A 24,036-nucleotide genomic window follows, 5' to 3' on the forward strand; every position below is an offset into this window, starting at 1 on the left:
CCCGGCCTTCTGGTCGGGCTTTTTTTTGCCTTTTTTTCTGTAGGAGCGAGCCGGCTCGCGCCTACTGGTTATAAACGGTCTCAACGGGAGTGGTTCGCCATGGATTTGCGTCGCCTATACGGCTGGTCATTACTTCTTGGGTTGACCATATTTCCAGCGCTGTCCACTGCAGCCGGCAAGTGCGATCGCCTGGTGGTGACCGGCAGTCCGGATGCGCCACCTTTCCTGTGGCAAGACCCGCAGGATCCCAGGCATCTGATCGGCGCCAGTGCCGATTTACTGCAGCAAGTGGCGGGGCAGTTAGGGATCAAGGTTGAACTGTTGTACGCCGGAAAACGCTCCCAGGCCCTGGACGAAGTGCGCAGTGGACGCATGGACATGCTGGCTGATGCCTCGTTGACGGTCAGCGAACTGGAAACCCTGGATTACATTCACCCGCCGTTGCTGGAAAACGATTATCTGGTCTGGACCCGCAAGGATTCGTCACTGGTCTATAGCAAGGTGCAGGACCTGCCGGGGCATACTGGCGCCTTGTCGGAAAAGTCCCGACTGACCCCGGCATTCGCCACTTTCGCCGACCAGCAATTGACCCTTACGCGTACGTCCAACCTGACCCAGGCCTTCCAGAAACTGCTGTTGGGCGAGGTGGAATATGTCCTGGCCGGACGCTACTCGGGCGTGGCGATGGCGCAGACATTGGGCATGTCCAATGACCTGGTGGCTCGCGTGCAGCCGGTAGACAAGCCGGGGTTGTTTCTGGCCATTTCCCATGACTCCGCCTGCAACGATCCGTGGTTGCGCGGACAGTTGGCCAAAAAGATGACAGAATTGCCCGCGTCCGGACTGACGGAGGCCGTGCTGTTGCGCAATATCGAGCGTTGGAATGCTCAGCTTTCTCAACGGCAGACCCCACCTGTCAGTAGCCCAAAACAGTAGGGATTTTTAGTGAGTATTCGACCTCTTTTCGCTGCCCTGGCCGTTCTGGCTCTGGCGGGTTGTGCAGCCGATCCTGCGCCGAATGAACAAATGCGCCTGACTGCACAGGCACTCGAACAAGCCAAGGCTGTTGGCGCCACCGCCGACGAAGTGCCTGAAATGAAACTGGCCGAAGACAAGTTCAACCGGGCCAAGGGCAACATGGCCGACCAATCCTTCAGAAATGCACGCATGCGGGCCGAACAGGCCGAGCTGGACGCGCGTCTGGCTGAGGCCCGGGTCCTGACCCTAAAGAGCGAGGAGCAGTTGAGCGTGCTCAATACCCGCATCGCCCGTCTGCGCAAGCAAGTGGGGGACTCCCAATGAGCCTCAAGATCAAGGCCCTCGGTGGTCTGATCCTGGCGGGTTGCGCGAGCCTTTATGGCTGCGCCGGCCAGCACAGCGAAGTGGCATTGCAGGAGGCGGGCGCCAACTTCCAGAAGGTCAAGGAAGATTCCAACGTGCTGCGTATCGCACCCAAGGACGTGATCCGCGCCGGTGAGTCCCTGGCGCGCGCCGATCGTTTGTCCAGCTACTGGGGCAGCGGGTCGGACGTGGTGCATTACGCTTATCTGAGCCAGCGTTACAGCGAGATCGCTCGGGAACACACCGATCAGGTGCTTAACGAAGAGCGCGCGGCAAAGCTCGAACTGGAGCGGCAGCGCCTGCAACTGGCCTTGCGTGAATCCAAACTGCTCAGCGTGCAGCAGCAGGGCAAATGGATCGAAGAGCAGATTGTTGCGACGGCCACCACCCAGACCGACCGAGGTTTGGTCATGACCCTGGGCGACGTGCTGTTCGACACCGGCGAAGCAGAATTGAAAAACTCGGCGAACCGCGTCGTGCTGAAAGTCGTCCAGTTCCTGCAGCTCAATCCCAAGCGTGTGGTGCGGATCGAAGGCTACACCGACAGCACCGGCGGCAAACAGGAAAACCTCAAGCTGTCCCGCGACCGTGCGCAATCGGTGGCGGACGTTTTGACGGATCTTGGGATCGACGACAAACGTATTCAGGTTGAAGGCTACGGTGATGAATACCCTGTGGACGCTAACGCTTCCGAGCGGGGTCGTGCCCAGAACCGTCGGGTGGAAATTGTGTTCTCCGATGAAAAAGGCCAGATGGGCGCTGCTCGCTAAGGGTTGCGTCACTGGAAACCCGGCCTGCCAGTCAGCGCCGGGTTTTTTTTCGCCTGCCAAATTGTGCTCAGAACAGTACAGTTCTTGCTGACACTGCACTGTACTGTCGACTATTGTGGCAACTGTCCCCGTACACTTCTAAACTGTTCCGGTATTGTTTCACACAAGAATAAAATGCCCGTGAAATCGAGTGCTGCGTCATGACCAATCTCCTGCTCTACCAACGTATTGCTCAGCAACTGGCCGAAGATATCCGTCGTGGTGTCTATCAACCCGGCGAGCGTGTGCCTTCGGTGCGCAAGATGAGCTCGCAGCTCAATGTCAGCCATGCGACCGTGCTACAGGCCTATGCCAACCTCGAGGATCAGGGGCTGATCCGTGCCCGGCCGCAATCGGGCTACTACGTGCACCAGACCCCGGCCCTGACCGCACCGACACCGGATATCGCCAGGGTTGAGCGTCCTGGGCTGGTCACTCGCAGCAGCATCATCCAACAGGTGCTGGTCGAATCCCGCCGCGAAGGCGTCTTTCCGTTGGGCGCCGCAGTACCGAGCGTCGATTATTTGCCGGTGCGGGCACTGCATCAGCAACTGGCCAAAGTCACCCGTTTTCACAGTCCGCGTGCGTTCAGCTATATGTTCAGTCCGGGTTTTGAACCGTTGCGCCGGCAAGTGGCGATTCGCATGCGTGATGCGGGCGTGGTGGTCGATCCGTCGGAAGTGGTGATCACCCACGGCTGTGTCGATGCCTTGCAAATGTCCCTGCGAGTGCTGACCCGACCGGGTGACCTGATCGCAGCCGAGTCGCCGACCTACTATGGTTTGCTGCAATTGGCTGATCTGCTGGGCCTCAAGGTCATCGAAATTCCCAGCGACCCATCCACCGGCATGAGCCTCGAAGCCTTGCAGTTGGCGGCCAACCAGTGGTCGATCAAGGCCTTGGTGCTGACCACTCGTTTAAGCAACCCGCTGGGGGGCACCATGCCCGAGGAGCGGCAGAAACAACTGCTGCGCCTGGCATCTGACTTCGATATCCAGATTGTCGAGGACGATATTTACGGCGAGTTGATGTTCGAGCAAGGGCGCACCAAAGCGCTCAAGGCCTATGACCGCCTGGACCGGGTGATCTATTGTTCGAGTTTCTCCAAGACCCTGTCGCCGGGTGTACGGATCGGCTGGATGATTGCCGGCAAGTACCAGCAGGAAATCCAGCGTTTGCAGACGTTCAGCACCCATTCCGCCTGCAGCGTCACGCAAATGGGTATTGCGGCCTACTTGGAAAACGGTGGATACGACCGTCATTTGCGTTACATCCGTCAGGAATACCGCAAGAACCTCAGCGCCTTCCAGCTGGCCGTGCAGCAGTATTTCCCCGAAGGCACCCAGATGACGCGGCCAACCGGCGGTTTCATTTTGTGGGTGAGCCTGCCGGGTCGGGTCAATACCCAGGAATTGCATGTGCGGGCGCTGCAGCAGGGCATCAGCATCGCGCCGGGGCTGATTTTCAGTAATACCGAGCAATTCAATCATTGCATTCGCTTGAACTGCGGCATCCCCTGGAATCGTGAAGCCGAGCGTGCCTTGATGACCCTTGGCATGCTCGCCACCCAGCTCTGCCAGGAAATGGCCGGCGGTCTTTGACGGAGGCGGGCAGGTAATGCCTGTCCGCGCTTGTCATGTTGATTGCAACAAGCGAGCATATGGCCCCTCTGTCGTTAGCGCAGTTGCGCCGTTGGGTCCATGAAACCGATTTTTCCCGCCACCTGGCTGATGATTTGCCTGTTATTGAGCGCTCAGCCGCTCTCCGTGATGGCCGCTTCTGTTCAGGAAAAACCGGCAGCAAGCACTACCTCGAAAAAAACCGCTCCAGCCACCAAAGCCGCCCCGGTCAAAAAGAAAGCCGCGCCGGTCAAAAAGCGTCCTCCGATTGCGGCCAAGTCGAAACCGGCCAGCGAGGTGGCGAAAATCCCGCTGCCTTCAGCTGACCTGGATTTGAGTTTGCCCAAGGGCATGGTCGAGGAGCTGAAGCCGGTGGGCACCGTGCCATTACCGAGGCGAGACCCGGTACTGCCGCAAATGTTCGGTGACAAAAGCAGCCAGTTCCAGCTCAACGGAAGGTTGATCAGCAACGAAATGCAGCTGCAGCGGCGTAATGAAGAGCGTCGTGAAGTTGAAGGCGCGGCGCTGGAATTCGAATTCAAGCATTAATTCTTCCCCGCTCATGACCCCCCAACCAGACGCTTTGTCGGAGACTGCCCGGTCACGCCCGATTGCAGACAAAAACCCGTGGTTCGCCAATTTAAAACAACTGTTTTAGCGGTTACTCTGTGCCACGTCCTTTAACACATTACCCGTCGCGAGGAGCTTGTCGTCATGAAATGCCGTGAAGGCTGTGGCGCCTGTTGCATTGCCCCATCCATCAGCTCGCCCATCCCCGGTATGCCCAACGGCAAAGCCGCGGGGGAACGATGCCTGCAATTGTCTGCCGAAAACCTGTGCACTATTTTCGGCCAGCCAGAGCGCCCGGCAGTCTGTTCGGCGTTCGAGGCTGATATCGAGGTGTGCGGCAATAGCCGTGAAGACGCGATCAGGCTGATCGGCTGGTGGGAGCAAATGACGGCTGCGTGATGTGTACAACGAACGGAACTTCAACAATAAGGAATAAGACTATGGGTTCGCTGCATCGTATTGCTCTGCTGTGTGGTTTGACGGCTGTATTGGCCACCTCGGTCGCTCAGGCCGAAGACTGGAAAGTTGCCAAGAACGAAGACGGCATCAAGGTATCCCTGAGTGAAGTGCCAGGTTCCGACTACAAGGCCTACCAGGGCGTCACCCTGATGAAGACCACCATGGCCAAACTGCGCGCACTACAGGATGACGTCCCCGGCGCCTGCGCCTGGATTCACGAATGCAAGACCCAGAAGTTGCTCAAGCAGGAAGGCAATCAGCTCTGGACCTACACCCAGTTCAATACGCCTTGGCCAGTCACCCCGCGTGATTCGGTGATGCACGTCACCATTATCGAAGGTGCCGATGGCAGCCTGACCCGCAAGCTCGAAGGTGTGCCGAAATACCTGCCTGAAGAAAAAGGCTTTGTCCGGGTCGCCAAGGTCGATGGATTCTGGAAGTTCGTCCCCAAGGGCGATCAGATCGAAGTGACCTACCAGGTGCACACCGAGCCAGGTGGCAGTGTCCCGTCGATGGTGGCCAACAAATTCGTGGTCGATGCGCCGTTCAATACCTTGAAAAACCTCAAGGCACGCGCCGAGAAGTAATCGCATTGCGCTGTTGAGCAAGGCTTGAGCAACGCCCCGACCGGTTCGGGGCGTTGCCGTATTTGCAGGGCAGGGCTTTATTTTGTTTCCAGATATGCGTTGCACGAAATTTTCACAACGCCTCCAAGACAATTCGCGCGCGTCTGCATCGACGAACACTTATCAATGGCAATGCTGCGGTTGATCGTGCAACATTTGCGCATCGCGCAAACCCCGGGCCAGGATCTGGCCAGCAGAGGGCAGGGCGCAGCTGTATTTTTGAAACTTCAACTTCCAATGGGTCCTAATACGACATGGCAATCCCGGACGCCCTGAATCAGCAGCGAGCTTCAAATCGCCTGCTGCAACCGACCGTCAAATCGCATCTGGCTTATACACTGCTGTGTGCTTTGGTCATGATGGTGATGTTTTCCGCACTGCGCGTCGCGCTGCTGGTCTACAACCGCGAGATGATCCTCTCCACACCCGCCTCGACATTTCTCGAAGCATTCGCCAACGGCCTGCGTTTCGATTTGCGCCTGGTGGTTTACCTCAGCGTTCCGTTGCTGCTCGCGTTGTTTAGTGTCCGTACCATGGCGGCGCGCGGGCTGTTCCGCTTCTGGTTGACGGTTGCTTCGAGTATCGCCCTGTTCCTGGGCCTCATGGAGATGGATTTCTACCGTGAGTTCCACCAGCGCCTCAACGGCCTGGTTTTCCAGTATGTAAAAGAAGATCCGAAAACCGTGATGAGCATGCTCTGGTACGGTTTTCCGGTCGTTCGCTACCTGCTGGCCTGGGCCGTAGGCACCTGGATCCTCAGCCTGGCATTCAAGGGTGCTGATCGTGCGACCCGTCCTCGTGGCCCCTTCAGCGGCGGCAGCATTGGTACGCGTCAGGTTGCCCCGTGGTACACGCGCTTCGCCGTGTTCGTGGTCTGCCTGCTGATCTGCGTGGTCGCCGCCCGTGGCACCTTGCGTCAAGGCCCACCAATGCGTTGGGGTGACGTCTACACCACCGACTCGAACTTCGCCAACCAGTTGGGCCTTAACGGTACCCTGCAACTGATTGCCGCCGCCAAGAGCCGGATGTCCGAAGATCGCGACAACATCTGGAAAGCGACATTGCCACAACCCATGGCGCAGCAGACTGTGCGTGACATGCTGGTGATGAAGGACGAAAAACTGGTGGATGGCGATACCGCTGCCGTACGTCGCGTTTATGCGCCTCCGGCAGACAAGACCCTGCCGATCAAGAACGTCGTCGTGATCCTGATGGAAAGCATGGCCGGCCACTCGGTGGGGGCATTGGGTGCGCCGGGCAACATCACGCCATACCTCGACAAACTGTCGAAAGAGGGCCTGTTGTTCGACCGCTTCTTCTCCAACGGCACCCACACCCACCAGGGTATGTTCGCGACCATGGCCTGCTTCCCGAACCTGCCGGGTTTCGAATACCTGATGCAGACCCCGGAAGGCAGTCACAAGCTGTCTGGCCTGCCGCAATTGCTCAGTGCCCGTCAGTACGATGACGTGTATGTCTACAACGGTGACTTCGCCTGGGATAACCAGTCAGGTTTCTTCAGCAACCAGGGCATGACCAACTTCATCGGGCGTAACGACTTCGTTAACCCGGTGTTCTCCGACCCGACCTGGGGTGTTTCCGACCAGGACATGTTCACCCGTGGCCTGGAAGAGCTGAAGGCGCGTGATGGCAAGGACAAAAAACCGTTCTATGCCTTGCTGCAAACGCTGTCCAACCACACACCTTATGCCTTGCCATCGCCATTGCCTGTTGAGCCGGTGACTGATCGCGGTACCCTGAACGAGCACTTGACCGCCATGCGATACGCTGACTGGGCGCTGGGTCAGTTCTTCGAGAAGGCACGCAAGGAGCCGTATTTCAAGGAAACCCTGTTTGTGATTGTTGGTGACCACGGTTTCGGCAACGAACAGCAGATCACCGAAATGGACCTGGGGCGTTTCAACGTTCCGATGCTGATGATCGCACCGGGCATTCAGGAAAAATTCGGCCAGCGTGACCACACCGTCGGGACCCAGATTGACATTGTGCCGACCATCATGGGGCGACTGGGTGGCGAAGTGCGCCATCAGTGCTGGGGGCGGGACCTGCTTAACCTGCCGGAAGGTGATCCAGGTTTTGGTGTGATCAAGCCATCGGGCAGTGAGCAGACCACGGCGATCATTACGGCAGACCAGATATTGGTTTTACCGAAGGACAAGGACATGGCACCGAAGATGTATCAATACGAGTTGGGTGCCAATCCACACGCCGAGGTCATTGCAAATGCACCGCGTACTGCCGAGTTGAAAACCAAGCTCGAATCGTTCCTGCAAACGGCCACCAAGAGCCTGCTCGACAACACCGCCGGTGTGGTTGACGGCAAGCCGGACTAAGTAAAGCGGCAATATAGAAACAAGCACTTGTAGGAGCGAGCTTGTTCGCGATGGACGTTAACGATAACGCGCATTTTCTGGATAAATGCGTCGTTATCAAGTCCATCGCGAGCAAGCTCGCTCCTACATTTTTTTGCCGGTCAGATCTTCATATTCTGCCGAGCAAGAGCAGGATCAACAGCACGACCAGCACGACGCCGATGATGCCCGATGGGCCATAACCCCAACTTCTGGAGTGCGGGAAGACCGGCAAGCCACCGATCAGTAACAAGATCAGAATGACGATAAGAATTGTGCCCATGACTGTTTCCTTGTTGGATGTATTCAGGAATGACCTGATGGTTAACGGTCAGCGGGAATGCAATTAATTCGAGCTGCTTAAAAAATCCGACTGCCGCGCACGCTATAAAATTCCAAGTTTTTTCGATGTTTTTCGAACAATGCGCTGTTTCGGGGTTAATTGTTTTAGTTGGGTGGGACGCGCCTGCGGTTTGCTCGGGGCATTCAGCAATCTGATGGAGCGTGGGTCGGGCAATATCCTTCGCTACACTCGCTGCATCTTCCCCCGGACAACAAGGCTGTTTGCTATGCAAAATCGCATGATGATCACTGGTGCGGGCTCTGGCCTGGGTCGCGAAATCGCGCTGCGCTGGGCGCGCGAAGGCTGGCAGCTGGCCTTGTCGGACGTCAGCGAGCCGGGCCTGCTGGAAACCCTGAAATTGGTTCGCGAAGCTGGCGGCGACGGTTTCATCCAGCGCTGCGATGTGCGCGATTACAGCCAGTTGACCGCCTTCGCCCAGGCCTGCGAAGTGAAACTGGGTGGTATCGATGTCATCGTCAACAACGCCGGCGTGGCGTCCGGTGGATTCTTCAGTGAACTGTCCCTGGAAGACTGGGACTGGCAAATCGCGATCAACCTGATGGGCGTGGTCAAGGGGTGCAAGGCTTTCCTGCCGCTGCTGGAGCAAAGCAAGGGCAAAATCATCAACATCGCGTCGATGGCCGCGTTGATGCAAGGTCCGGCCATGAGCAACTACAACGTGGCCAAGGCTGGCGTGGTGGCGCTGTCCGAAAGTCTGCTGATTGAATTGGCCCAGCAGGAAGTCGGCGTGCACGTGGTTTGCCCGTCGTTCTTCCAGACCAATCTGCTGGACTCGTTCCGCGGCCCGACCCCGGCCATGAAAGCCCAGGTCGGCAAACTGCTGGAAAGCTCGCCGATCAGCGCGGCAGACATCGCTGACTACATCTACCAGCAGGTCGCCGCCGGCGAGTTCATGATCCTGCCCCACGAGCAAGGGCGCATGGCCTGGGCGCTCAAGCAGAAAAACCCGCAACTGCTCTACAACGAAATGACCCTGATGGCCGACAAGATGCGCGCCAAGGCCAAACAAACCGCAGGTTGAACTTGCCCGCACGGAACAGCCTCGTTAGGGTGGCCGCCATCGGTCATCCTCGCGAGGCGTTCGCATGCTCAACTATCTGTGGTTTTTCCTCGCCGCGCTGTTTGAAATCGCTGGCTGTTTTGCCTTCTGGATGTGGTTGCGCCAGGGCAAAAGCGCTTGGTGGATCGTGCCGGCGCTGCTCAGCCTGACCTTGTTCGCGGTGTTGCTGACCCGTGTCGAAGCGGTCTACGCCGGTCGCGCCTATGCCGCCTACGGGGGCATTTACATCATTGCATCGATTGGCTGGCTGGCGGTGGTCGAGCGGATTCGTCCACTCGGTTCGGACTGGATTGGCGTGGCATTGTGCGTGATCGGGGCCAGCGTCATTCTGTTCGGTCCGCGCTTTACCGCGTCTTGAAGGAGCTTTCCAAACGATTTGTAAGACCTTTCTTTCAGTGCTGTGGGTCTGTGCTTGTAAGTTCGATCTGGATTACCGCTGTTGCCTTGAAGGGCGGCAGTGCGCCGGGCATCTTCAGGGTCCGGTAACCCTGAAGGACGAAGGCCATGCTTGTACTCAGCCGTGTTGTAGGCGAGTTGATTTCCATCGGTGACAGCATTTCGATACGCGTCGTTGGCATCAACGGCGGTGAAGTGCGCTTCGGCGTAGAGGCTCCGCGCAACGTCAAAGTGTACCGATGCGAAATCTACGAGCGCATCCAGCGCAAACTGCCCCGGCCCAAAAAATCAGTCGAATAGGTGCTTGGGTACGTCGTGCTTGAGCATCAGCTGGCATTGCTCGCTTTCCGGGTCGAAGACAATCAATGCCTGCCCCTTGGTCAACGCCTGACGCACCCGCAGCACACGGGTTTCAAGCGGGGTGTCATCACCGTTGTCGGTACCGTCACGGGTTACGAAATCTTCGATCAGGCGGGTCAGGGTGTCGACTTCCAGTTGGTCGTGGGGGATCAGCATAGGCACCTCGGTTAAATCAATGGCGCGATGCTACGGCGAATCACGGGCCGGGGCTAGCCTCGGTCCTGCGTTGTCGGGTCAGGCGCCATCGCCAGCAGGCTGGCTCCCACAGTTAAGTGCAGAACCCAGCGGGAGCCAGCCTGCTGGCGATGACGGTAGACCGGTCAGCGGAATACCGGCTTAGCTATTGTTGCGTTGGCCCAGGAGGCTATCCACGGACGGCACTCGCGTGTCGCTTTCCATCTGCGTTTCGTGTTCGATCTGGTGACTGAAGCGGTCCAGCGAACCCTTGGCCGGTTGCGCATCGCTGGCGAACACCGGCGGGCTGAGGATATAGGCGCCGAGCAGGCGACTGAGGGCCGCGAGGCTGTCGATGTGGGTGCGTTCGTAGCCGTGGGTGGCGTCGCAGCCGAAAGCGAGCAGGGCGGTGCGGATGTCATGGCCGGCGGTCACGGCCGAGTGAGCATCGCTGAAGTAGTAACGGAACAGATCGCGGCGTACCGGCAACTCGTTGTCACTGGCCAGGCGCAGCAGATGCCGTGACAAGTGATAGTCATACGGCCCGCCGGAATCCTGCATCGCCACACTCACTGCATGTTCGCTGGAGTGCTGGCCGGGGGCGACCGGCGCGATGTCGATGCCGACGAACTCGCTGACGTCCCAAGGCAGTGCCGCCGCCGCGCCGCTGCCGGTTTCCTCGGTGATGGTGAACAGTGGATGACAGTCGATCAGCAATTCCTCACCGCTGTCGACGATCGCTTTCAACGCCGCCAGCAGCGCCGCCACACCGGCCTTGTCGTCGAGGTGGCGAGCGCTGATGTGGCCGCTTTCGGTGAACTCCGGCAGCGGGTCGAAGGCGACGAAATCGCCGACACTGATGCCCAGCGAATCGCAATCGGCGCGGGTGGTGCAGTAGGCATCCAGGCGCAATTCGATGTGATCCCAACTGATCGGCATTTCATCCACCGCCGTGTTGAACGCATGTCCCGACGCCATCAACGGCAATACGCTGCCTCGGATTACTCCGTTGTCGGTAAACAGGCTGACGCGACTGCCTTCGGCGAACCGGCTCGACCAGCATCCCACAGGCGCCAGGGTCAGTCGGCCGTTGTCCTTGACGGCGCGCACGGCCGCGCCAATGGTGTCCAGGTGCGCGGAAACGGCGCGATCCGGGCTGTTCTTCTTGCCCTTGAGCGTGGCGCGAATGGTGCCGCGGCGGGTCATTTCGAAGGGAATGCCCAGCTCTTCAAGGCGTTCGGCGACATAGCGCACGATGGTGTCGGTGAACCCGGTAGGGCTGGGAATGGCGAGCATTTCCAGCAGGACTTTTTGCAGGTAGGTCAGATCGGGTTCCGGGTATTTGATGGTCATGGAAACTCCTGATGGGGTTGAGCACATCGATGGTTTCGATGAGGAGGAATTTTGTTTCCAGCGAAGGCGGCCGCCCAGGCACTACGTGGCTAGGAAACGATCGGCTGACTATGGGGAAACAACAGATCCACAAAGCGTTCAGCCGTCGGCTGTGGCTCATGGTTGGCCAGTCCGGCCCGCTCATTGGCTTCGATGAAGACATACTCCGGTTGATCGGCGGCACTCACCATCAGGTCGAGGCCGACCACGGGAATATCCAGCGCCCGCGCGGCACGCACGGCGGCATCCGCCAGTGTCGGGTGCAGAATCGCGGTGACGTCTTCGAGAATCCCGCCGGTGTGAAGATTCGCTGTACGCCGTACGAACAAGTGCTCGCCCGCCGGCAGAATGCTGCTGTAGTCGTAGCCGGCGGCCTGCAAGGTGCGTTGGGTTTCCGCATCCAGCGGGATTTTGCTTTCACCGTCCGTGGCGGCCTGTCGGCGTCGGCTCTGGGCTTCGATCAACGCGCCGATGGAATGCTGGCCATCGCCAACCACTTCGGCCGGTCGACGAATCGCGGCGGCGACCACTTCAAAGCCGATTACCAGAATCCTTAGATCAAGGCCTTCGTGGAAGCTTTCCAGCAGCACGTGACTGTCGAAGCGGCGAGCGGCTTCGATGGCGTGCTGGACGTCTTCAATGGTCTGCAAATCCACCGCTACACCTTGCCCCTGTTCACCGTTCAGGGGTTTGACTACCACCCGATGGTACTCGTCGAGAAACGCCAGGTTGTCATCGGCATTGCCGGCCAGTTGCTGCGCCGGCAGGTTCAGGCCCGCGTTCTTGAGTGTTTTGTGGGTCAGGCTTTTGTCCTGGCACAGGCTCATGCTGATGGCGCTGGTCAGATCGCTGAGGGACTCGCGACAACGCACCCGGCGCCCGCCATGGCTGAGGGTGAACATCCCGGCATCGGCGTCATCGACTTGCACATCAATGCCGCGCCGATGGGCTTCCTCGACGATGATCCGCGCATAGGGATTGAACGGCGCCTCGGGGCCCGGGCCGAGGAACAACGGCTGGTTGATCCCGTTCTTGCGCTTGATGGCGAACGTCGAGAGGTTGCGAAAACCGAGCTTGGCGTAGAGGTTCTTCGCCTGCCGATTGTCGTGCAGCACCGACAGGTCGAGGTAGCTCAGGCCGCGACTCATGAAGTGTTCGATCAGGTGCCGTACCAGCACTTCGCCGACCCCCGGTCGCGAGCAATGCGGATCGACCGCCAGGCACCAGAGGCTGCTGCCGTTTTCCGGATCATTGAAGGCTTTGTGATGATTCAGCCCCATGACGCTGCCAATCACCGCGCCGCTGTCCTCGTCTTCGGCCAGCCAGTACACCGGCCCGCCCGAGCCCCGTGGCGTCAGCAACGTGGCATCGATCGGCAGCATGCCCCGCGCCTGGTACAGCTGATTGATCGCGTTCCAGTCCGCTTCACTTTGGGCACGGCGGATGCGAAAGCCGCGAAATACCCGGGTGGCCTGACGGTAATCGCTGAACCACAGGCGCAAGGTGTCGGAGGGATCGAGAAATAACTGGGTCGGTTCCAGTCCCAGCACTTGTTGCGGCGCGGCGACGTACAGGGCGATATCGCGTTCGCCGGGCTGCTCGTTGAGTAACTCTTGGGCAAGGCTGGCCGCATCGGCAAAGGTGTGGCCGATCAGTAACCGGCCCCAGCCGCAATGGACGGCAATTGGCGCGGCCCCCAACTGGCTGCCGTCTTCGGCCAGGCGCGCCTGCAAGCGTTCGTACGAGGGTGTCTGGCCGCGCAACAAGCGTTGGTTGATGGCCGTGGCGTGAGGTTTCATCGATCAGATTCCTTGTTCGCTGAGCCACAGGTTCAGGGCCGCCAGTTGCCACAGCTTGGAACCGCGCAGCGGGGTCAACTGCCCCTGCGGATCGGTCAGCAGGCGGTCGAGCATGGCGGGCTTGAACAGACCGCGATCCTGACTGGGATCGAGCAGCAGTTCGCGGACCCAGTTCAGCGTGTCGCCTTGCAAATGCTTGAGACCCGGTACCGGGAAGTAACCTTTCTTGCGGTCGATCACCTCGCTCGGAATCACCCGGCGCGCGGCTTCCTTCAACACTTGCTTGCCGCCATCCGGCAATTTGTATTGACCCGGCACCCGGGCCGACAACTCCACCAGGCGATAGTCGAGAAACGGCGTTCGCGCTTCCAGGCCCCAGGCCATGGTCATGTTGTCGACGCGTTTGACCGGGTCATCCACCAGCATCACCGTGCTGTCCAGGCGCAGGGCTTTGTCCACTGCAGCGTCCGCAGCGGGCTGTGCGAAATGTTCCTTCACGAAGTCGCCTGCGGCGTCGTTGGCCGTCAGCCATTTGGGCTGAACAGTGGCGGCGTATTCGTCGTAGCTGCGATCGAAAAACGCCTCGCGATAGGCGGCATACGGGTCGCGTGCGCCGTCCACCTGCGGGTACCAGTGATAGCCGGCGAACAGTTCGTCGGCGCCCTGGCCGCTTTGCACCACTTTGCAGTGCCTGGCCACTTCCCGTGACAGCAGATAGAAGGCGATGCAGTCATGACTGACCATCGGTTCGCTCATGGCGCGGAACGCGGCGGGCAACTGCTCAATGATTTCTTTTTCGTCGATACGCAGTTGATGGTGGCGAGTGCCGTAGTGTTTGGCGATCAGATCCGAATACTGGAACTCGTCGCCACGCTCACCGCCGGCGTCCTGGAAACCGATGGAGAACGTGGACAGGTTTTCCACGCCGACTTCACGCAACAGACCGACCAGCAGGCTCGAATCGACACCGCCGGACAGCAACACGCCAACGTCTACCGCCGCACGCTGACGGATCGCCACGGCGTCACGCGTGCTGTCGAGCACCCGGTCGGTCCAGTCTTCGAGCGTCAGATTCATCTCATCGGCGTGTGGGCCGTAGGGCAGGGTCCACCAGGTTTTCTGCTCGGTGCTGCCATTGGCTTCGACACGCATCCAGGTGGCCGGCGGCAGTTTTTCGATGCCCGCCAGCAAGGTTCGCGGTGCCGGTACCACGGCGTGGAAGTTCAGATAGTGATTGAGCGCGACCGGATCGAGGATCGGGTTGATGTCGCCGCCCTTGAGCAACGCCGGCAGGGACGAGGCAAAGCGCAGGCGCTGGCCGGTGCGCGACAGGTACAGCGGTTTCACCCCGAGCCGGTCGCGGGCGATGAACAGGCGTCGGGTGTCGCGCTCCCAAATGGCGAAGGCAAACATGCCGTTGAGTTTGGGCAGCAATGCCTCGCCCCAGGCGTGAAAACCCTTGAGCAGCACTTCGGTGTCGCCACCGGAATAGAAGGCGTAGCCGAGGCTTTCCAGTTCGATACGCAGTTCGGGGAAGTTGTAGATCGCGCCGTTGAAGGCCAGGGACAGGCCCAGTTGATGATCGATCATCGGCTGCGCCGAACCGTTCGACAGGTCCATGATTTTCAGGCGGCGATGGCCCAGGGCTATCGGCCCTTGACTGTGAAAACCCCAGGCGTCGGGGCCGCGAGGCGCCAGGTGATGGGTGATTCGTTCAACCGCTGCGAGGTCTGCAGGTTGATTGTCAAAACGTAACTCGCCAGCTAATCCGCACATAAATTCCTTACCGGTTTTTCCGTTGGGGAGGGTCATTCGATTACCGCGCCAAAATGGCGGGTACTCAAAAACTGACCCGGCTGAATCCCCGGAGTTTTAGACCGATAAGTTATAAGGGCCGGATGGGCCGCCGTTTGGCTGAACGTCATCCGACCGCAAGGGGCTGCGTCAGGCGTTGGTTCGGCGAATCAGGCGGCGCAAGGCAAACCGGTTGGGATGACAGGCTTCAGCCACGCTTCTGGGCAGTGGCAGGGGTTCATCATCCAGCCAGGCCGCCAGCAGTTCCCCGGACAGCGGTGCGGTGATCAAGCCGCGCGAGCCGTGGCCGCTATTGATGTACAAGCTGTCCAGCCACGGGCATTCGACGTCCGGCACCTGTCGGGCGTCCTTGCTCAGCGCGGCATAGGCCTGGGTAAATGCATCGCTGTCTGCCAGGGGGCCGACGATCGGCAGATAGTCGGGGCTGGTGCAGCGAAAGGCGGCGCGACCCTGTAGGCTTTCGGGGTCCCGTTTGTCGATCTGCAGACGCGTGACCAGATCGTGGGAGATCTCTTCGAGCATGGTCAGATTGCCCAAGTGCTCGGCTGTGGTCGGCGTCAGGTCATCGCTCTTGAAGTCGAAACTGGCCCCCAGGGTATGCTCGCCCAGACGCGCCGGGGCAACATAGCCTTCAGCACAAACCACCGTGTTCAGGGCCTGGCTCTGCGGGGTTTGCGGCAGGCGAGTGATTTGTCCGCGAATGCGCTTGAGCGGCAGTCCGGCGGTTTGGGGGAAGCGCTGGATCTCGGCAGCGCCGGCCAGCACCACCACCGGTGCACAGGCAAGCAACTGCTCGCCGTCCCAGGCCTGCCACTCGCCATCGACCCTGCGCAATTGCAGGGCATCGTGATGCGCGAGCAATTGAATCTGCGGATGCGTCATCTGCCATTGGCACAGCGCCGGCGGATGGACCCAGCCACCTTCCGGGTAGTACAGGCCGCCCTGCGCCAGACCGATACCGGCCAGGGCTTGGGCCTGGGGCTGATCCAGCAGGTGCAGCAGGTCCGCGGGAAAGGCCTCGGCCAGTTGCAACTGACGTTCGGCTTCCTTGGCGTTGAACGCCAGTTGCAGCACGCCGCAATCGTCCCAGTCGGTGTTTCTTTGCAAGTGTTCGAGCTGGCGCCGGGTGTAGCCGAAACCACTGACGATCATTTGCGACAACGTCGTGCCATGGGCCGATAGCTTGAGGTAAAGCACACCTTGCGGATTGCCCGAAGCCTCCTGTGCGACATCCTTGTGTCGCTCCAGCACGCTCACCTGCCAGCCCCGTGCAGCGAGACTGGCGGCACTGGCGCAACCGGCCAGCCCGGCGCCGATCACCAGGGCGCGGCGTTCACCGGTCAGCGCGGCAGGTCGGGCAAACCATGGCTTGTCCGGCGCCGGAGCGGCAACCTCGTGGGGCCAGCCAAGGAACTCGCCGCGCAGAATTTCCCACTTGTGGCCGATGCCGGGTGTGCGTTTCATTTTAAAGCCGGCGGCATTGAGCAGGCGGCGGACCCAACCGGTGCTGGTGAAGGTGCTGATGGTCGAGCCCGGGGCAGCCAGGCGTGCCAGTTCGGCGAACAGTTCAGCGGTCCACATGTCGGGGTTTTTCGCCGGAGCAAAGCCATCGAGAAACCAGGCGTCGATCCGGGCGTCCAGTTGCGGCAACTGCTCCAGTGCATCGCCGATGAGCAGCGTCAGGGTCACCCGGCCATTGGCCAGTGTCAGGCGCTGGAACCCTTGATGGATCGCCACGTATTGCCCCAGCAATTGATCGGCAAGGGGTTTGAGCTCTGGCCACAGTGCCAGGGCCCGTTGCAGATCGGCCGGGCTCAAGGGGTATTTTTCGACACTGACAAAATGCAATCGGGCATCAGTCGCCGCGTGTTGCTCGAACACCTGCCAGGCACACAAAAAATTCAGCCCGGTGCCGAAACCGGTCTCGCCAATCACCAGGCGACCATTCCGGGGCAACGCGGCAAAGCGTTCCGCCAGGCGGTTCTGTTCGATGAACACATAGCGGGTTTCGTCCAGCCCCGACTTGTCGGAGAAATACACATCGTCGAACACTCGCGAATACGGGCGACCTTGGTCGTCCCAGTCGAGTTGGGCGTGGGGCATTACAGGTTTCATGGCAGGCTCGGCAACGGCAAGGCGGCCATTCTAGCCCATCGTGGGCGGGGTGCTTGATCCATGGCAATTGCCGCGTTACAGCTGTCAGGGAAAATCGCTGTTTTGTGGCGAGGGGCAAGCCCCCTCACCACAAAAATGGATCGCGCGGAAATTCTCGGTTGGCCTCTAGTCCAATCCGCTAGTCTTGATCACATCTGGAAGGGAGCCATTCATGTTCGAATCTGCTGAAATCGATCACGTGATCGACAAAGAAACCTATGACACTGAAGTGCCGGCCCTGCGTGAAGCCTTGCTCGAAGCGCAATTCGAGTTGCAGCAGCAAAAGCGTTTTCCGGTGATCATTTTAATCAACGGTATTGAAGGCGCCGGCAAGGGCGAGACGGTCAAATTACTCAACGAATGGATGGACCCGCGCCTGATCGAGGTTCGCACCTTCGATCAGCAAACCGACGAAGAACTGGCGCGACCACCGGCCTGGCGCTACTGGCGGATGCTCCCGGCCAAGGGGCGCATGGGGGTCTTCTTTGGCAACTGGTACAGCCAGATGCTGCAGGGGCGGGTGCATGGCGCGTTCAAGAACGCTCGACTGGATCAAGGCATCAATGGTGCCGAGCGTCTGGAGAAGATGCTGTGCGATGAAGGCGCCTTGATCTTCAAGTTCTGGTTCCACCTCTCCAAGAAGCAAATGAAGGATCGTCTCAAGGCCTTGGCCGATGACCCGCTGCACAGCTGGCGCATCAGTCCACTGGACTGGCAGCAATCGCAGACTTACGACAAGTTTGTGAAATATGGCGAGCGCGTTCTGCGCCGCACCAGCCGTGATTACGCGCCATGGCATGTGATCGCCGGGATGGATCCGCGCTATCGCAGCCTGGCGGTGGGCAGGATTTTGCTCGAAGGCCTGCAAGGCGCCCTGAGCCGGCCGACGATCCACCCCGCCAAAGTCAGTGCCGCGCCATTGCCCGTCAGTGTCGATCAGGTGAACTTGCTCGATAGCCTTGACCTGACGTTGCACCTGGAAAAAGAAGATTATGAAGAGCAATTGATCACCGAACAGGCGCGGTTTTCCGGGCTGATGCGTGACAAGCGCATGCGGCGCCATGCACTGGTAGCGGTGTTCGAAGGCAATGACGCGGCGGGCAAGGGCGGGGCGATCCGCCGGGTTGCCGCGGCGCTCGATCCGCGCCAGTACGACATCGTGCCAATTGCCGCGCCGACCGAAGAGGAGAGGGCACAGCCGTATCTCTGGCGTTTCTGGCGGCATCTTCCGGCCCGGGGAAAGTTCACCGTGTTCGACCGCTCCTGGTATGGCCGGGTGCTGGTGGAGCGCATCGAAGGCTTCTGCAGCCCGGCCGACTGGTTGCGCGCCTACAGCGAAATCAACGATTTCGAAGAGCAGATCGCCGATGCCGGCGTGATCGTGGTCAAGTTCTGGTTGGCCATCGATAAGCAAACACAAATGGAGCGTTTCCAGGCGCGCGAGAATATCCCCTTCAAGCGCTTCAAGATCACCGAGGATGACTGGCGCAATCGCGATAAATGGGATGACTACCGCGGCGCCGTCGGCGACATGGTCGACCGCACCAGTACCGAGATTTCGCCCTGGACCCTGGTGGAAGCCAATGACAAGCGCTGGGCGCGAGTGAAGGTCTTGCGCACCATCAACCTGGCACTGGAGCAAGCATTCGAAAAGTCCGACAGACATGAACGCAAGGCACAGAAAGGCAAGAAATGAACCGATGGTTACGCATACGCGAGGTGAATGATTGTCGCGGTCGGTAATTGAGTGAGCTTATGCTCGGCTCACTCTCAACCGACAACAACAATGAGGTATGCCATGCGTGAAGTGGTGATCGTCGACAGCGTGCGGACTGGCCTGGCCAAATCCTTTCGCGGCAAATTCAACATGACCCGTCCTGACGACATGGCGGCTCACTGTGTCAACGCCTTGTTGAAGCGCACGGGTATCGACCCGGCCAGCGTCGAGGATTGCATCGTCGGCGCCGGTTCCAACGAAGGTGCCCAGGGCTACAACATCGGTCGCAATGTCGCCGTGCTGTCGCAACTGGGTATCGGCACCGCCGGCATGACCCTCAACCGCTTCTGTTCGTCGGGCTTGCAGGCGATCGCCATCGCCGCCAACCAGATCGCTTCGGGCTGCAGCGATATCATCGTGGCCGGTGGCGTCGAGTCGATCAGCCTGACCATGAAAAGCGTCAACACGGACAACCTGATCAATCCGCTGCTCAAGGAGCAGGTGCCGGGTATCTATTTTCCGATGGGCCAGACTGCGGAAATCGTCGCTCGCCGTTACAGCGTCAGCCGCGAAGAGCAGGACCTTTATGCCCTGCAAAGCCAGCAACGTACGGCTCAGGCCCAGGTCGCCGGGCTGTTCGACGATGAAATCGTGCCGATGGCGGTGAAATACCGCGTTGAAGACAAAGCCACAGGGCAGGTGCAGATCGTTGAGGGGGTGGTAGATCGCGATGACTGCAACCGCCCCGACACCACGCTGCAAAGTCTGGCCGGTCTGAACCCGGTGTTTGCCGAGGACGGCTCGGTGACGGCCGGCAACTCTTCACAGTTGTCCGACGGAGCGTCCATGACCCTGGTAATGAGCCTGGAAAAGGCCCTTGAACTGGGGCTCAAGCCGAAAGCGTTCTTCCGGGGTTTTGCCGTGGCCGGATGCGCGCCGGATGAAATGGGCATTGGCCCGGTGTTTTCGGTGCCCAAGCTGCTCAAGGCAAAAGGCTTGCGGATCGCCGACATCGACCTGTGGGAGCTCAATGAAGCGTTCGCCTCGCAGTGTCTGTACGCGCGTAATCGCCTGGAAATCGATAACGACAAATACAACGTCAATGGCGGCTCGATTTCCATCGGCCATCCCTTCGGTATGACCGGATCGCGTCAGGTGGGTCACCTCGTTCGCGAGTTGCAGCGACGTCACCTGCGTTACGGCATCGTCACCATGTGCGTGGGCGGCGGGATGGGGGCTACCGGATTGTTCGAGGCCGTGCGTTAAACAGCTTGGGCTGGCCGTCAAATCCATGATGCGACCTGCACAGTTTCATTAGCGGCCAGACGCAAACTGTCCCTGTGTGTCACACGAGGGTGCGCCTAGAATGAGAGTTCTTGAACGTTCGCGCTGGGGATCACATGCACATTTCATCAGGTCGCTGGGTTTACGGTCTGTTCCTGGCCTTGTTGACCGCGTTGCTGTGGGGAATCCTGCCGATCAAGCTCAAGCAGGTATTGCTGGTGATGGACCCGGTCACGGTGACCTGGTTTCGCCTGATGGTGTCCGGTGGCTGCCTGTTCATCTACCTGGCGGCGACCCGGCGTTTGCCCAGTCGCCGAGCGCTCGGCCCTCGCGGTGGTTGGCTGGTGTTGATGGCGGTGCTCGGTCTGGTGGGCAACTACGTGTTGTATTTGATGGGCCTGAACCTGCTCAGCCCCGGCACCGCGCAACTGGTGGTGCAGATGGGGCCGATCATGTTGCTGATCGCCAGTGTGTTCGTGTTCAAGGAGCGCTTCAGCCTGGGGCAGGGGATTGGTTTGCTGGTGCTGCTGGTCGGGTTCGCCCTGTTTTTCAATCAACGCTTGAGTGAGCTGCTGACCTCCTTGACCGATTACACCGCCGGCGTGCTGATGGTGCTGCTGGCGTCCACGGTCTGGACCTTTTATGCGCTGGGGCAAAAGCAGTTGCTGACGGTGTGGAATTCGTTGCAGGTGATGATGGTGATCTACCTGTTCTGCGGATTATTGCTGACGCCGTGGGTGCATCCGCTCGAAGCGCTGCAATTGAACCCACTGCAAGGCTGGCTGCTGCTGGCCTGCTGCATGAACACCCTGATTGCCTACGGCGCCTTTGCCGAAGCGTTGGCCCATTGGGAAGCATCCCGGGTCAGTGCGACCCTGGCGATTACACCTCTGGTGACCTTCGGTGCCGTGGCCCTGGCGGCCTTGTGGTGGCCCGAGTACGTGCATGCCGAGACGATCAATGGCCTGGGCTATGGCGGGGCGGTGCTGGTGGTGCTGGGGTCGGCGTTGGTGGCGTTGGGGCCTTCTCTGATTGCGGGACTCAAGGCACGGAAAGTGCGGATGGCAGCAAGCTGATTAGCGTTATCGTTCATCGCGAGCAGGCTTGCCCCCACATTTGACCGCGTGCACTGTTCAATGTGGGGGCAGGCTTGCCCGCGATTTCGGACTCTCAGGCGCTATAAGGCTCAGCCCTTGGCGCCAGCCTCCAGCATGTTCTCCGGCCGCACCCACGCGTCGAACTGTTCATCGGTCAGATACCCCAGCTCAATGGCTGCCTCACGCAGTGTCAGCCCTTGCGCGTAGGCTTTCTTGGCAATTTCCGCCGATTTGTCGTAGCCGATGTGCGGGTTCAGCGCGGTCACCAGCATCAACCCCTGTTCCAGGTGTTCCGCCATTTTCTCGGCATCCGGCTCCAGGCCGGCGATGCAATGCTGCTGGAAGTTGCTGCAGCCGTCGCCCAACAGACGGATCGATTGCAGCAAATTGTGGATGATCACCGGTTTGAACACGTTCAGTTGCAAATGCCCCTGACTCGCGGCGAAACCGATGGTGACGTCGTTGCCCAGCACCTGACAGGCCAGCATCGACAACGCTTCGCATTGGGTCGGGTTGACCTTGCCGGGCATGATCGAGCTCCCCGGTTCGTTGGCCGGCAGTTTTACCTCGGCCAATCCGGCACGTGGCCCCGAACCCAGCAGGCGCAAGTCGTTGGCGATTTTCATCAGCGTCACGGCGAGGGTTTTCAACGCGCCGGACAGCGTGGTCAGCGGCTCGTGGCCGGCCAGCGCGGCGAATTTGTTGGGCGCGGTGACGAACGGCAGGCCGGAAAGCGCGGCCAGCTCTGCTGCGATGGCCTCACCGAAACCGTGGGGCGAATTCAACCCGGTACCTACCGCGGTACCGCCCTGGGCCAGTTCGCAAACCGCCGGCAGCGCGCTGCGGATCGCTCGTTCGGCGTAATCCAGTTGCGCGATGAATGCCGAGATTTCCTGGCCGAAGGTAATCGGCGTCGCGTCCATCATGTGCGTGCGGCCGGTCTTGACCAGCTTCATGTGGCGCGCTGCCAGCTCGGCCAGGCCGCCCGACAATTCGTTGATCGCCGGCAGCAGATGATGTTGCACGGCCTGGGCCGCAGCAATGTGCATGGCGGTGGGGAAGCAGTCGTTGGAGCTCTGGGAGCGATTGACGTGATCGTTGGGGTGCACAGGCGACTTTCCGCCGCGCGGGTTGCCGGCCAGCTCGTTGGCGCGCCCGGCGATCACTTCGTTGACGTTCATGTTGCTCTGGGTACCGCTACCGGTTTGCCAGACCACCAGGGGAAACTGATCGTCATGGCTGCCGTCGAGCACTTCATCGGCTGCTTGTTCGATCAATCGGGCGATGTTGGCGGGCAAATCGCCATTGCGGTCGTTGACCCGGGCGGCCGCTTTCTTGATCAGCGCCAGGCCATGGAGCACGGCCAGCGGCATGCGTTCGGTGCCAATGGCAAAGTTAACCAGTGAGCGTTGCGTCTGAGCGCCCCAGTAGGCTTCATCCGGGACTTCAACCTGGCCAAGGCTGTCGGTTTCGATACGGCTCATCGGTCACACTCCTGTCAGTTCGATTGCGCAGTTTAGGCCGTGATCGACGGCCGTGGTTCCATCAGTCGGGATTGTGCCCATTGAACCCCTCTAAATCAGGCGCGACAAGGCTTGGGGTTGAGTGACACACTTTTTTAGGCGCAGAATGGTCGTCCTTGGGGTTTTACCTCGCCTGCTAGAAAAGGAAACTCGATGACTCGTCTTCGTGCCATCTGTACCGCGGTTGCACTGGTTTGCGCCAGCGGCCAGGTTTTTGCCGATACCGCCAGCCACAACGCCAGTGCCGAGGCCTTCCTGACCCTGGCGCACGCTGACAAATTGGGCACTCCGGTGTACATGCAAGTTCAGCAGATGTTCGCTCAACGCTTCGAGCAAACCAAAGCCCCGGAATCGAAAAAAGCCGTACTCGAAACCTACCAGGCCAAGGCTAACGCCGCCCTGGACCAGGCCATCGGCTGGAACAAGCTCAAGCCGGACATGGTCAAGCTCTACACCAGCAACTTCACCGAGTCCGAACTCAAGGACCTGGTAGCGTTCTACCAGTCGCCACTGGGCAAGAAAGTCCTGGAAAAAATGCCGCAGCTGACCCAGCAATCGGCCCAGATGACTCAAGCCAAGCTGGAAAGCGCAGTGCCGGTGGTCAACAAGCTGCTGGCTGACATGACCGCCGAGCTGACGCCGAAAGACGCGACCGCTCCAGCCAAGAAAAAGCCTTAAGCGGAGTCTGGTATGACCATGCAACAACGCATCGAATCGACGCTGGGCCTGCTGCAGCCCCAGCATCTGCAGGTGCTGGATGAAAGCCATATGCACAGCCGCGGGTTGCAGACCCATTACAAGGCTGTCGTGGTCAGTGAGCAGTTTGCCGGGCTCAATCGCGTCAAGCGTCACCAGAAGGTCTATGCCACGCTGGGCGAGTTGATGGGCGAGTTCCACGCGTTGGCGCTGCATACCTACACGCCAGAAGAGTGGGCACAGATCGACGCGGCTCCGGCTTCGCCGACTTGTGCAGGTGGCAGTCATTAAAGTGATGGGCTGATGGGCTGTTGTGGCGAGGGAGCAGGCTCCCTCGCCACAACGTCATCTCGCCGTCCTAAATCACACGGTTTTTGTTAGAATATGCAACGCGCCGCTCACCCGGCGC

At 59.8% G+C, this 24,036-nt stretch carries 23 protein-coding genes; 16 read left to right on the top strand and 7 right to left on the bottom strand.

All coding sequences use genetic code 11. The features are described from left to right. Positions 1 to 99 precede the first annotated feature (99 nt). The 8 genes from ACX3YD_RS24680 (at position 100) to ACX3YD_RS24715 (ending at position 7,778) form a co-directional block, all read left to right on the top strand. Complete coding sequence (locus ACX3YD_RS24680) at positions 100 to 936, top strand: substrate-binding periplasmic protein (RefSeq protein ID WP_458961265.1); 837 nt, start codon at positions 100 to 102, stop codon at positions 934 to 936. Positions 937 to 945: 9 nt separating this feature from the next. Next, complete coding sequence (locus ACX3YD_RS24685; RefSeq protein WP_047527033.1) at positions 946 to 1,302, top strand: DUF4398 domain-containing protein; 357 nt, start codon at positions 946 to 948, stop codon at positions 1,300 to 1,302. Continuing rightward, positions 1,299 to 2,111: an OmpA family protein gene (locus ACX3YD_RS24690; protein WP_458961266.1), complete on the top strand. Its 813-nt coding sequence runs from the start codon at positions 1,299 to 1,301 to the stop codon at positions 2,109 to 2,111. Before ACX3YD_RS24685 ends, ACX3YD_RS24690 begins: the two co-directional genes overlap by 4 nt. A gap of 200 nt (positions 2,112 to 2,311) precedes the next feature. Beyond that, positions 2,312 to 3,751: an aminotransferase-like domain-containing protein gene (locus ACX3YD_RS24695; RefSeq protein WP_047527036.1), complete on the top strand. Its 1,440-nt coding sequence runs from the start codon at positions 2,312 to 2,314 to the stop codon at positions 3,749 to 3,751. 99 nt (positions 3,752 to 3,850) lie between these two features. Next, positions 3,851 to 4,318, top strand: coding sequence for a translation initiation factor 2 (locus ACX3YD_RS24700; RefSeq protein ID WP_458961267.1), 468 nt, complete (start codon positions 3,851 to 3,853; stop codon positions 4,316 to 4,318). A 165-nt stretch (positions 4,319 to 4,483) separates the two neighbouring features. Next, complete coding sequence (locus ACX3YD_RS24705; RefSeq protein ID WP_047527038.1) at positions 4,484 to 4,738, top strand: zinc/iron-chelating domain-containing protein; 255 nt, start codon at positions 4,484 to 4,486, stop codon at positions 4,736 to 4,738. 41 nt (positions 4,739 to 4,779) lie between these two features. Further along, a complete protein-coding gene (locus tag ACX3YD_RS24710; protein ID WP_103405738.1) occupies positions 4,780 to 5,385 on the top strand; it encodes an START domain-containing protein in 606 nt (201 codons plus the stop codon). A gap of 293 nt (positions 5,386 to 5,678) precedes the next feature. After that, a complete protein-coding gene (locus tag ACX3YD_RS24715; protein ID WP_458961268.1) occupies positions 5,679 to 7,778 on the top strand; it encodes an LTA synthase family protein in 2,100 nt (699 codons plus the stop codon). A gap of 148 nt (positions 7,779 to 7,926) precedes the next feature. Here the strand turns inward: ACX3YD_RS24715 and ACX3YD_RS24720 are convergent, their stop codons facing one another. Further along, on the bottom strand, positions 7,927 to 8,079 hold the full coding sequence (locus ACX3YD_RS24720) for a DUF3309 family protein (protein ID WP_032833547.1): 153 nt from the start codon (positions 8,077 to 8,079) through the stop codon (positions 7,927 to 7,929). 286 nt (positions 8,080 to 8,365) lie between these two features. On the opposite strand from ACX3YD_RS24720, the gene ACX3YD_RS24725 reads away from it, so the two are divergent. The 3 genes from ACX3YD_RS24725 (at position 8,366) to csrA (ending at position 9,916) form a co-directional block, all read left to right on the top strand. Beyond that, the gene (locus ACX3YD_RS24725; RefSeq protein WP_103405735.1) at positions 8,366 to 9,181 is read left to right on the top strand and encodes an SDR family oxidoreductase; all 816 of its coding nucleotides are present in this window, start codon (positions 8,366 to 8,368) and stop codon (positions 9,179 to 9,181) included. Positions 9,182 to 9,245: 64 nt separating this feature from the next. After that, entirely contained in the window at positions 9,246 to 9,578 is a 333-nt protein-coding gene (locus ACX3YD_RS24730) for a YnfA family protein (protein WP_047527048.1), read from the top strand. Positions 9,579 to 9,724: 146 nt separating this feature from the next. Then, complete coding sequence (gene csrA / locus ACX3YD_RS24735; RefSeq protein WP_047527050.1) at positions 9,725 to 9,916, top strand: carbon storage regulator CsrA; 192 nt, start codon at positions 9,725 to 9,727, stop codon at positions 9,914 to 9,916. Here the strand turns inward: csrA and ACX3YD_RS24740 are convergent. From ACX3YD_RS24740 to mnmC, 5 genes are all read right to left on the bottom strand, one after another. Further along, positions 9,905 to 10,132: a YheU family protein gene (locus ACX3YD_RS24740; RefSeq protein WP_003199186.1), complete on the bottom strand. Its 228-nt coding sequence runs from the start codon at positions 10,130 to 10,132 to the stop codon at positions 9,905 to 9,907. The two genes, csrA and ACX3YD_RS24740, sit on opposite strands and share 12 nt — an antisense overlap. A gap of 180 nt (positions 10,133 to 10,312) precedes the next feature. After that, positions 10,313 to 11,503 carry an osmoprotectant NAGGN system M42 family peptidase gene (locus ACX3YD_RS24745; protein ID WP_047527064.1) on the bottom strand — a complete coding sequence of 397 codons (1,191 nt, stop codon included), beginning with the start codon at positions 11,501 to 11,503 and terminating at the stop codon, positions 10,313 to 10,315. A gap of 89 nt (positions 11,504 to 11,592) precedes the next feature. Continuing rightward, positions 11,593 to 13,341 carry an N-acetylglutaminylglutamine synthetase gene (ngg, locus tag ACX3YD_RS24750; RefSeq protein WP_458961269.1) on the bottom strand — a complete coding sequence of 583 codons (1,749 nt, stop codon included), beginning with the start codon at positions 13,339 to 13,341 and terminating at the stop codon, positions 11,593 to 11,595. Positions 13,342 to 13,344: 3 nt separating this feature from the next. Continuing rightward, a complete protein-coding gene (locus ACX3YD_RS24755) occupies positions 13,345 to 15,117 on the bottom strand; it encodes an N-acetylglutaminylglutamine amidotransferase (RefSeq protein ID WP_458962080.1) in 1,773 nt (590 codons plus the stop codon). 168 nt (positions 15,118 to 15,285) lie between these two features. Further along, a complete protein-coding gene (gene mnmC, locus ACX3YD_RS24760; protein WP_458961270.1) occupies positions 15,286 to 17,271 on the bottom strand; it encodes a bifunctional tRNA (5-methylaminomethyl-2-thiouridine)(34)-methyltransferase MnmD/FAD-dependent 5-carboxymethylaminomethyl-2-thiouridine(34) oxidoreductase MnmC in 1,986 nt (661 codons plus the stop codon). Between the two features lie 211 nt (positions 17,272 to 17,482). Here mnmC and pap point away from each other — a divergent pair, with 211 nt between their 5' ends. The 3 genes from pap (at position 17,483) to ACX3YD_RS24775 (ending at position 21,387) form a co-directional block, all read left to right on the top strand. After that, positions 17,483 to 19,006 carry a polyphosphate:AMP phosphotransferase gene (gene pap, locus ACX3YD_RS24765; protein WP_103405731.1) on the top strand — a complete coding sequence of 508 codons (1,524 nt, stop codon included), beginning with the start codon at positions 17,483 to 17,485 and terminating at the stop codon, positions 19,004 to 19,006. Positions 19,007 to 19,108: 102 nt separating this feature from the next. Then, positions 19,109 to 20,293, top strand: coding sequence for a thiolase family protein (locus ACX3YD_RS24770; protein ID WP_458961271.1), 1,185 nt, complete (start codon positions 19,109 to 19,111; stop codon positions 20,291 to 20,293). A gap of 134 nt (positions 20,294 to 20,427) precedes the next feature. Continuing rightward, positions 20,428 to 21,387 (top strand): DMT family transporter, encoded by a 960-nt coding sequence (locus ACX3YD_RS24775; RefSeq protein WP_103405729.1) that lies wholly within the window; start codon positions 20,428 to 20,430, stop codon positions 21,385 to 21,387. 110 nt (positions 21,388 to 21,497) lie between these two features. Here ACX3YD_RS24775 and ACX3YD_RS24780 read toward each other — a convergent pair whose 3' ends face one another. After that, positions 21,498 to 22,892 (bottom strand): class II fumarate hydratase, encoded by a 1,395-nt coding sequence (locus tag ACX3YD_RS24780; RefSeq protein WP_103405728.1) that lies wholly within the window; start codon positions 22,890 to 22,892, stop codon positions 21,498 to 21,500. A gap of 192 nt (positions 22,893 to 23,084) precedes the next feature. Between ACX3YD_RS24780 and ACX3YD_RS24785 the strand changes: the two genes are divergently transcribed. Further along, positions 23,085 to 23,609 carry a DUF2059 domain-containing protein gene (locus ACX3YD_RS24785; protein ID WP_103405727.1) on the top strand — a complete coding sequence of 175 codons (525 nt, stop codon included), beginning with the start codon at positions 23,085 to 23,087 and terminating at the stop codon, positions 23,607 to 23,609. Positions 23,610 to 23,621: 12 nt separating this feature from the next. Next, entirely contained in the window at positions 23,622 to 23,918 is a 297-nt protein-coding gene (locus tag ACX3YD_RS24790) for a BolA family protein (protein ID WP_047527075.1), read from the top strand. Positions 23,919 to 24,036: the final 118 nt, after the last annotated feature.

The organism is Pseudomonas fluorescens group sp. PF-1 (assembly GCF_054481335.1).

Bases quoted from the DNA above. Each gene is read 5' to 3' on its own strand.
- ACX3YD_RS24720 (WP_032833547.1), bottom strand. From the start codon at position 8,079: ATGGGCACAATTCTTATCGTCATTCTGATCTTGTTACTGATCGGTGGC.
- mnmC (WP_458961270.1), bottom strand. From the start codon at position 17,271: ATGAAACCTGTAATGCCCCACGCCCAACTCGACTGGGACGACCAAGGT.
- ACX3YD_RS24755 (WP_458962080.1), bottom strand. From the start codon at position 15,117: ATGTGCGGATTAGCTGGCGAGTTACGTTTTGACAATCAACCTGCAGAC.
- ACX3YD_RS24725 (WP_103405735.1), top strand. From the start codon at position 8,366: ATGCAAAATCGCATGATGATCACTGGTGCGGGCTCTGGCCTGGGTCGC.
- ACX3YD_RS24710 (WP_103405738.1), top strand. From the start codon at position 4,780: ATGGGTTCGCTGCATCGTATTGCTCTGCTGTGTGGTTTGACGGCTGTA.
- ACX3YD_RS24730 (WP_047527048.1), top strand. From the start codon at position 9,246: ATGCTCAACTATCTGTGGTTTTTCCTCGCCGCGCTGTTTGAAATCGCT.
- ACX3YD_RS24680 (WP_458961265.1), top strand. From the start codon at position 100: ATGGATTTGCGTCGCCTATACGGCTGGTCATTACTTCTTGGGTTGACC.
- ACX3YD_RS24775 (WP_103405729.1), top strand. From the start codon at position 20,428: ATGCACATTTCATCAGGTCGCTGGGTTTACGGTCTGTTCCTGGCCTTG.
- ACX3YD_RS24690 (WP_458961266.1), top strand. From the start codon at position 1,299: ATGAGCCTCAAGATCAAGGCCCTCGGTGGTCTGATCCTGGCGGGTTGC.
- ACX3YD_RS24780 (WP_103405728.1), bottom strand. From the start codon at position 22,892: ATGAGCCGTATCGAAACCGACAGCCTTGGCCAGGTTGAAGTCCCGGAT.
- ACX3YD_RS24740 (WP_003199186.1), bottom strand. From the start codon at position 10,132: ATGCTGATCCCCCACGACCAACTGGAAGTCGACACCCTGACCCGCCTG.
- ACX3YD_RS24705 (WP_047527038.1), top strand. From the start codon at position 4,484: ATGAAATGCCGTGAAGGCTGTGGCGCCTGTTGCATTGCCCCATCCATC.
- ACX3YD_RS24700 (WP_458961267.1), top strand. From the start codon at position 3,851: ATGAAACCGATTTTTCCCGCCACCTGGCTGATGATTTGCCTGTTATTG.
- ACX3YD_RS24715 (WP_458961268.1), top strand. From the start codon at position 5,679: ATGGCAATCCCGGACGCCCTGAATCAGCAGCGAGCTTCAAATCGCCTG.
- ngg (WP_458961269.1), bottom strand. From the start codon at position 13,341: ATGAAACCTCACGCCACGGCCATCAACCAACGCTTGTTGCGCGGCCAG.
- ACX3YD_RS24770 (WP_458961271.1), top strand. From the start codon at position 19,109: ATGCGTGAAGTGGTGATCGTCGACAGCGTGCGGACTGGCCTGGCCAAA.
- ACX3YD_RS24790 (WP_047527075.1), top strand. From the start codon at position 23,622: ATGACCATGCAACAACGCATCGAATCGACGCTGGGCCTGCTGCAGCCC.
- csrA (WP_047527050.1), top strand. From the start codon at position 9,725: ATGCTTGTACTCAGCCGTGTTGTAGGCGAGTTGATTTCCATCGGTGAC.
- ACX3YD_RS24785 (WP_103405727.1), top strand. From the start codon at position 23,085: ATGACTCGTCTTCGTGCCATCTGTACCGCGGTTGCACTGGTTTGCGCC.
- ACX3YD_RS24745 (WP_047527064.1), bottom strand. From the start codon at position 11,503: ATGACCATCAAATACCCGGAACCCGATCTGACCTACCTGCAAAAAGTC.
- ACX3YD_RS24695 (WP_047527036.1), top strand. From the start codon at position 2,312: ATGACCAATCTCCTGCTCTACCAACGTATTGCTCAGCAACTGGCCGAA.
- pap (WP_103405731.1), top strand. From the start codon at position 17,483: ATGTTCGAATCTGCTGAAATCGATCACGTGATCGACAAAGAAACCTAT.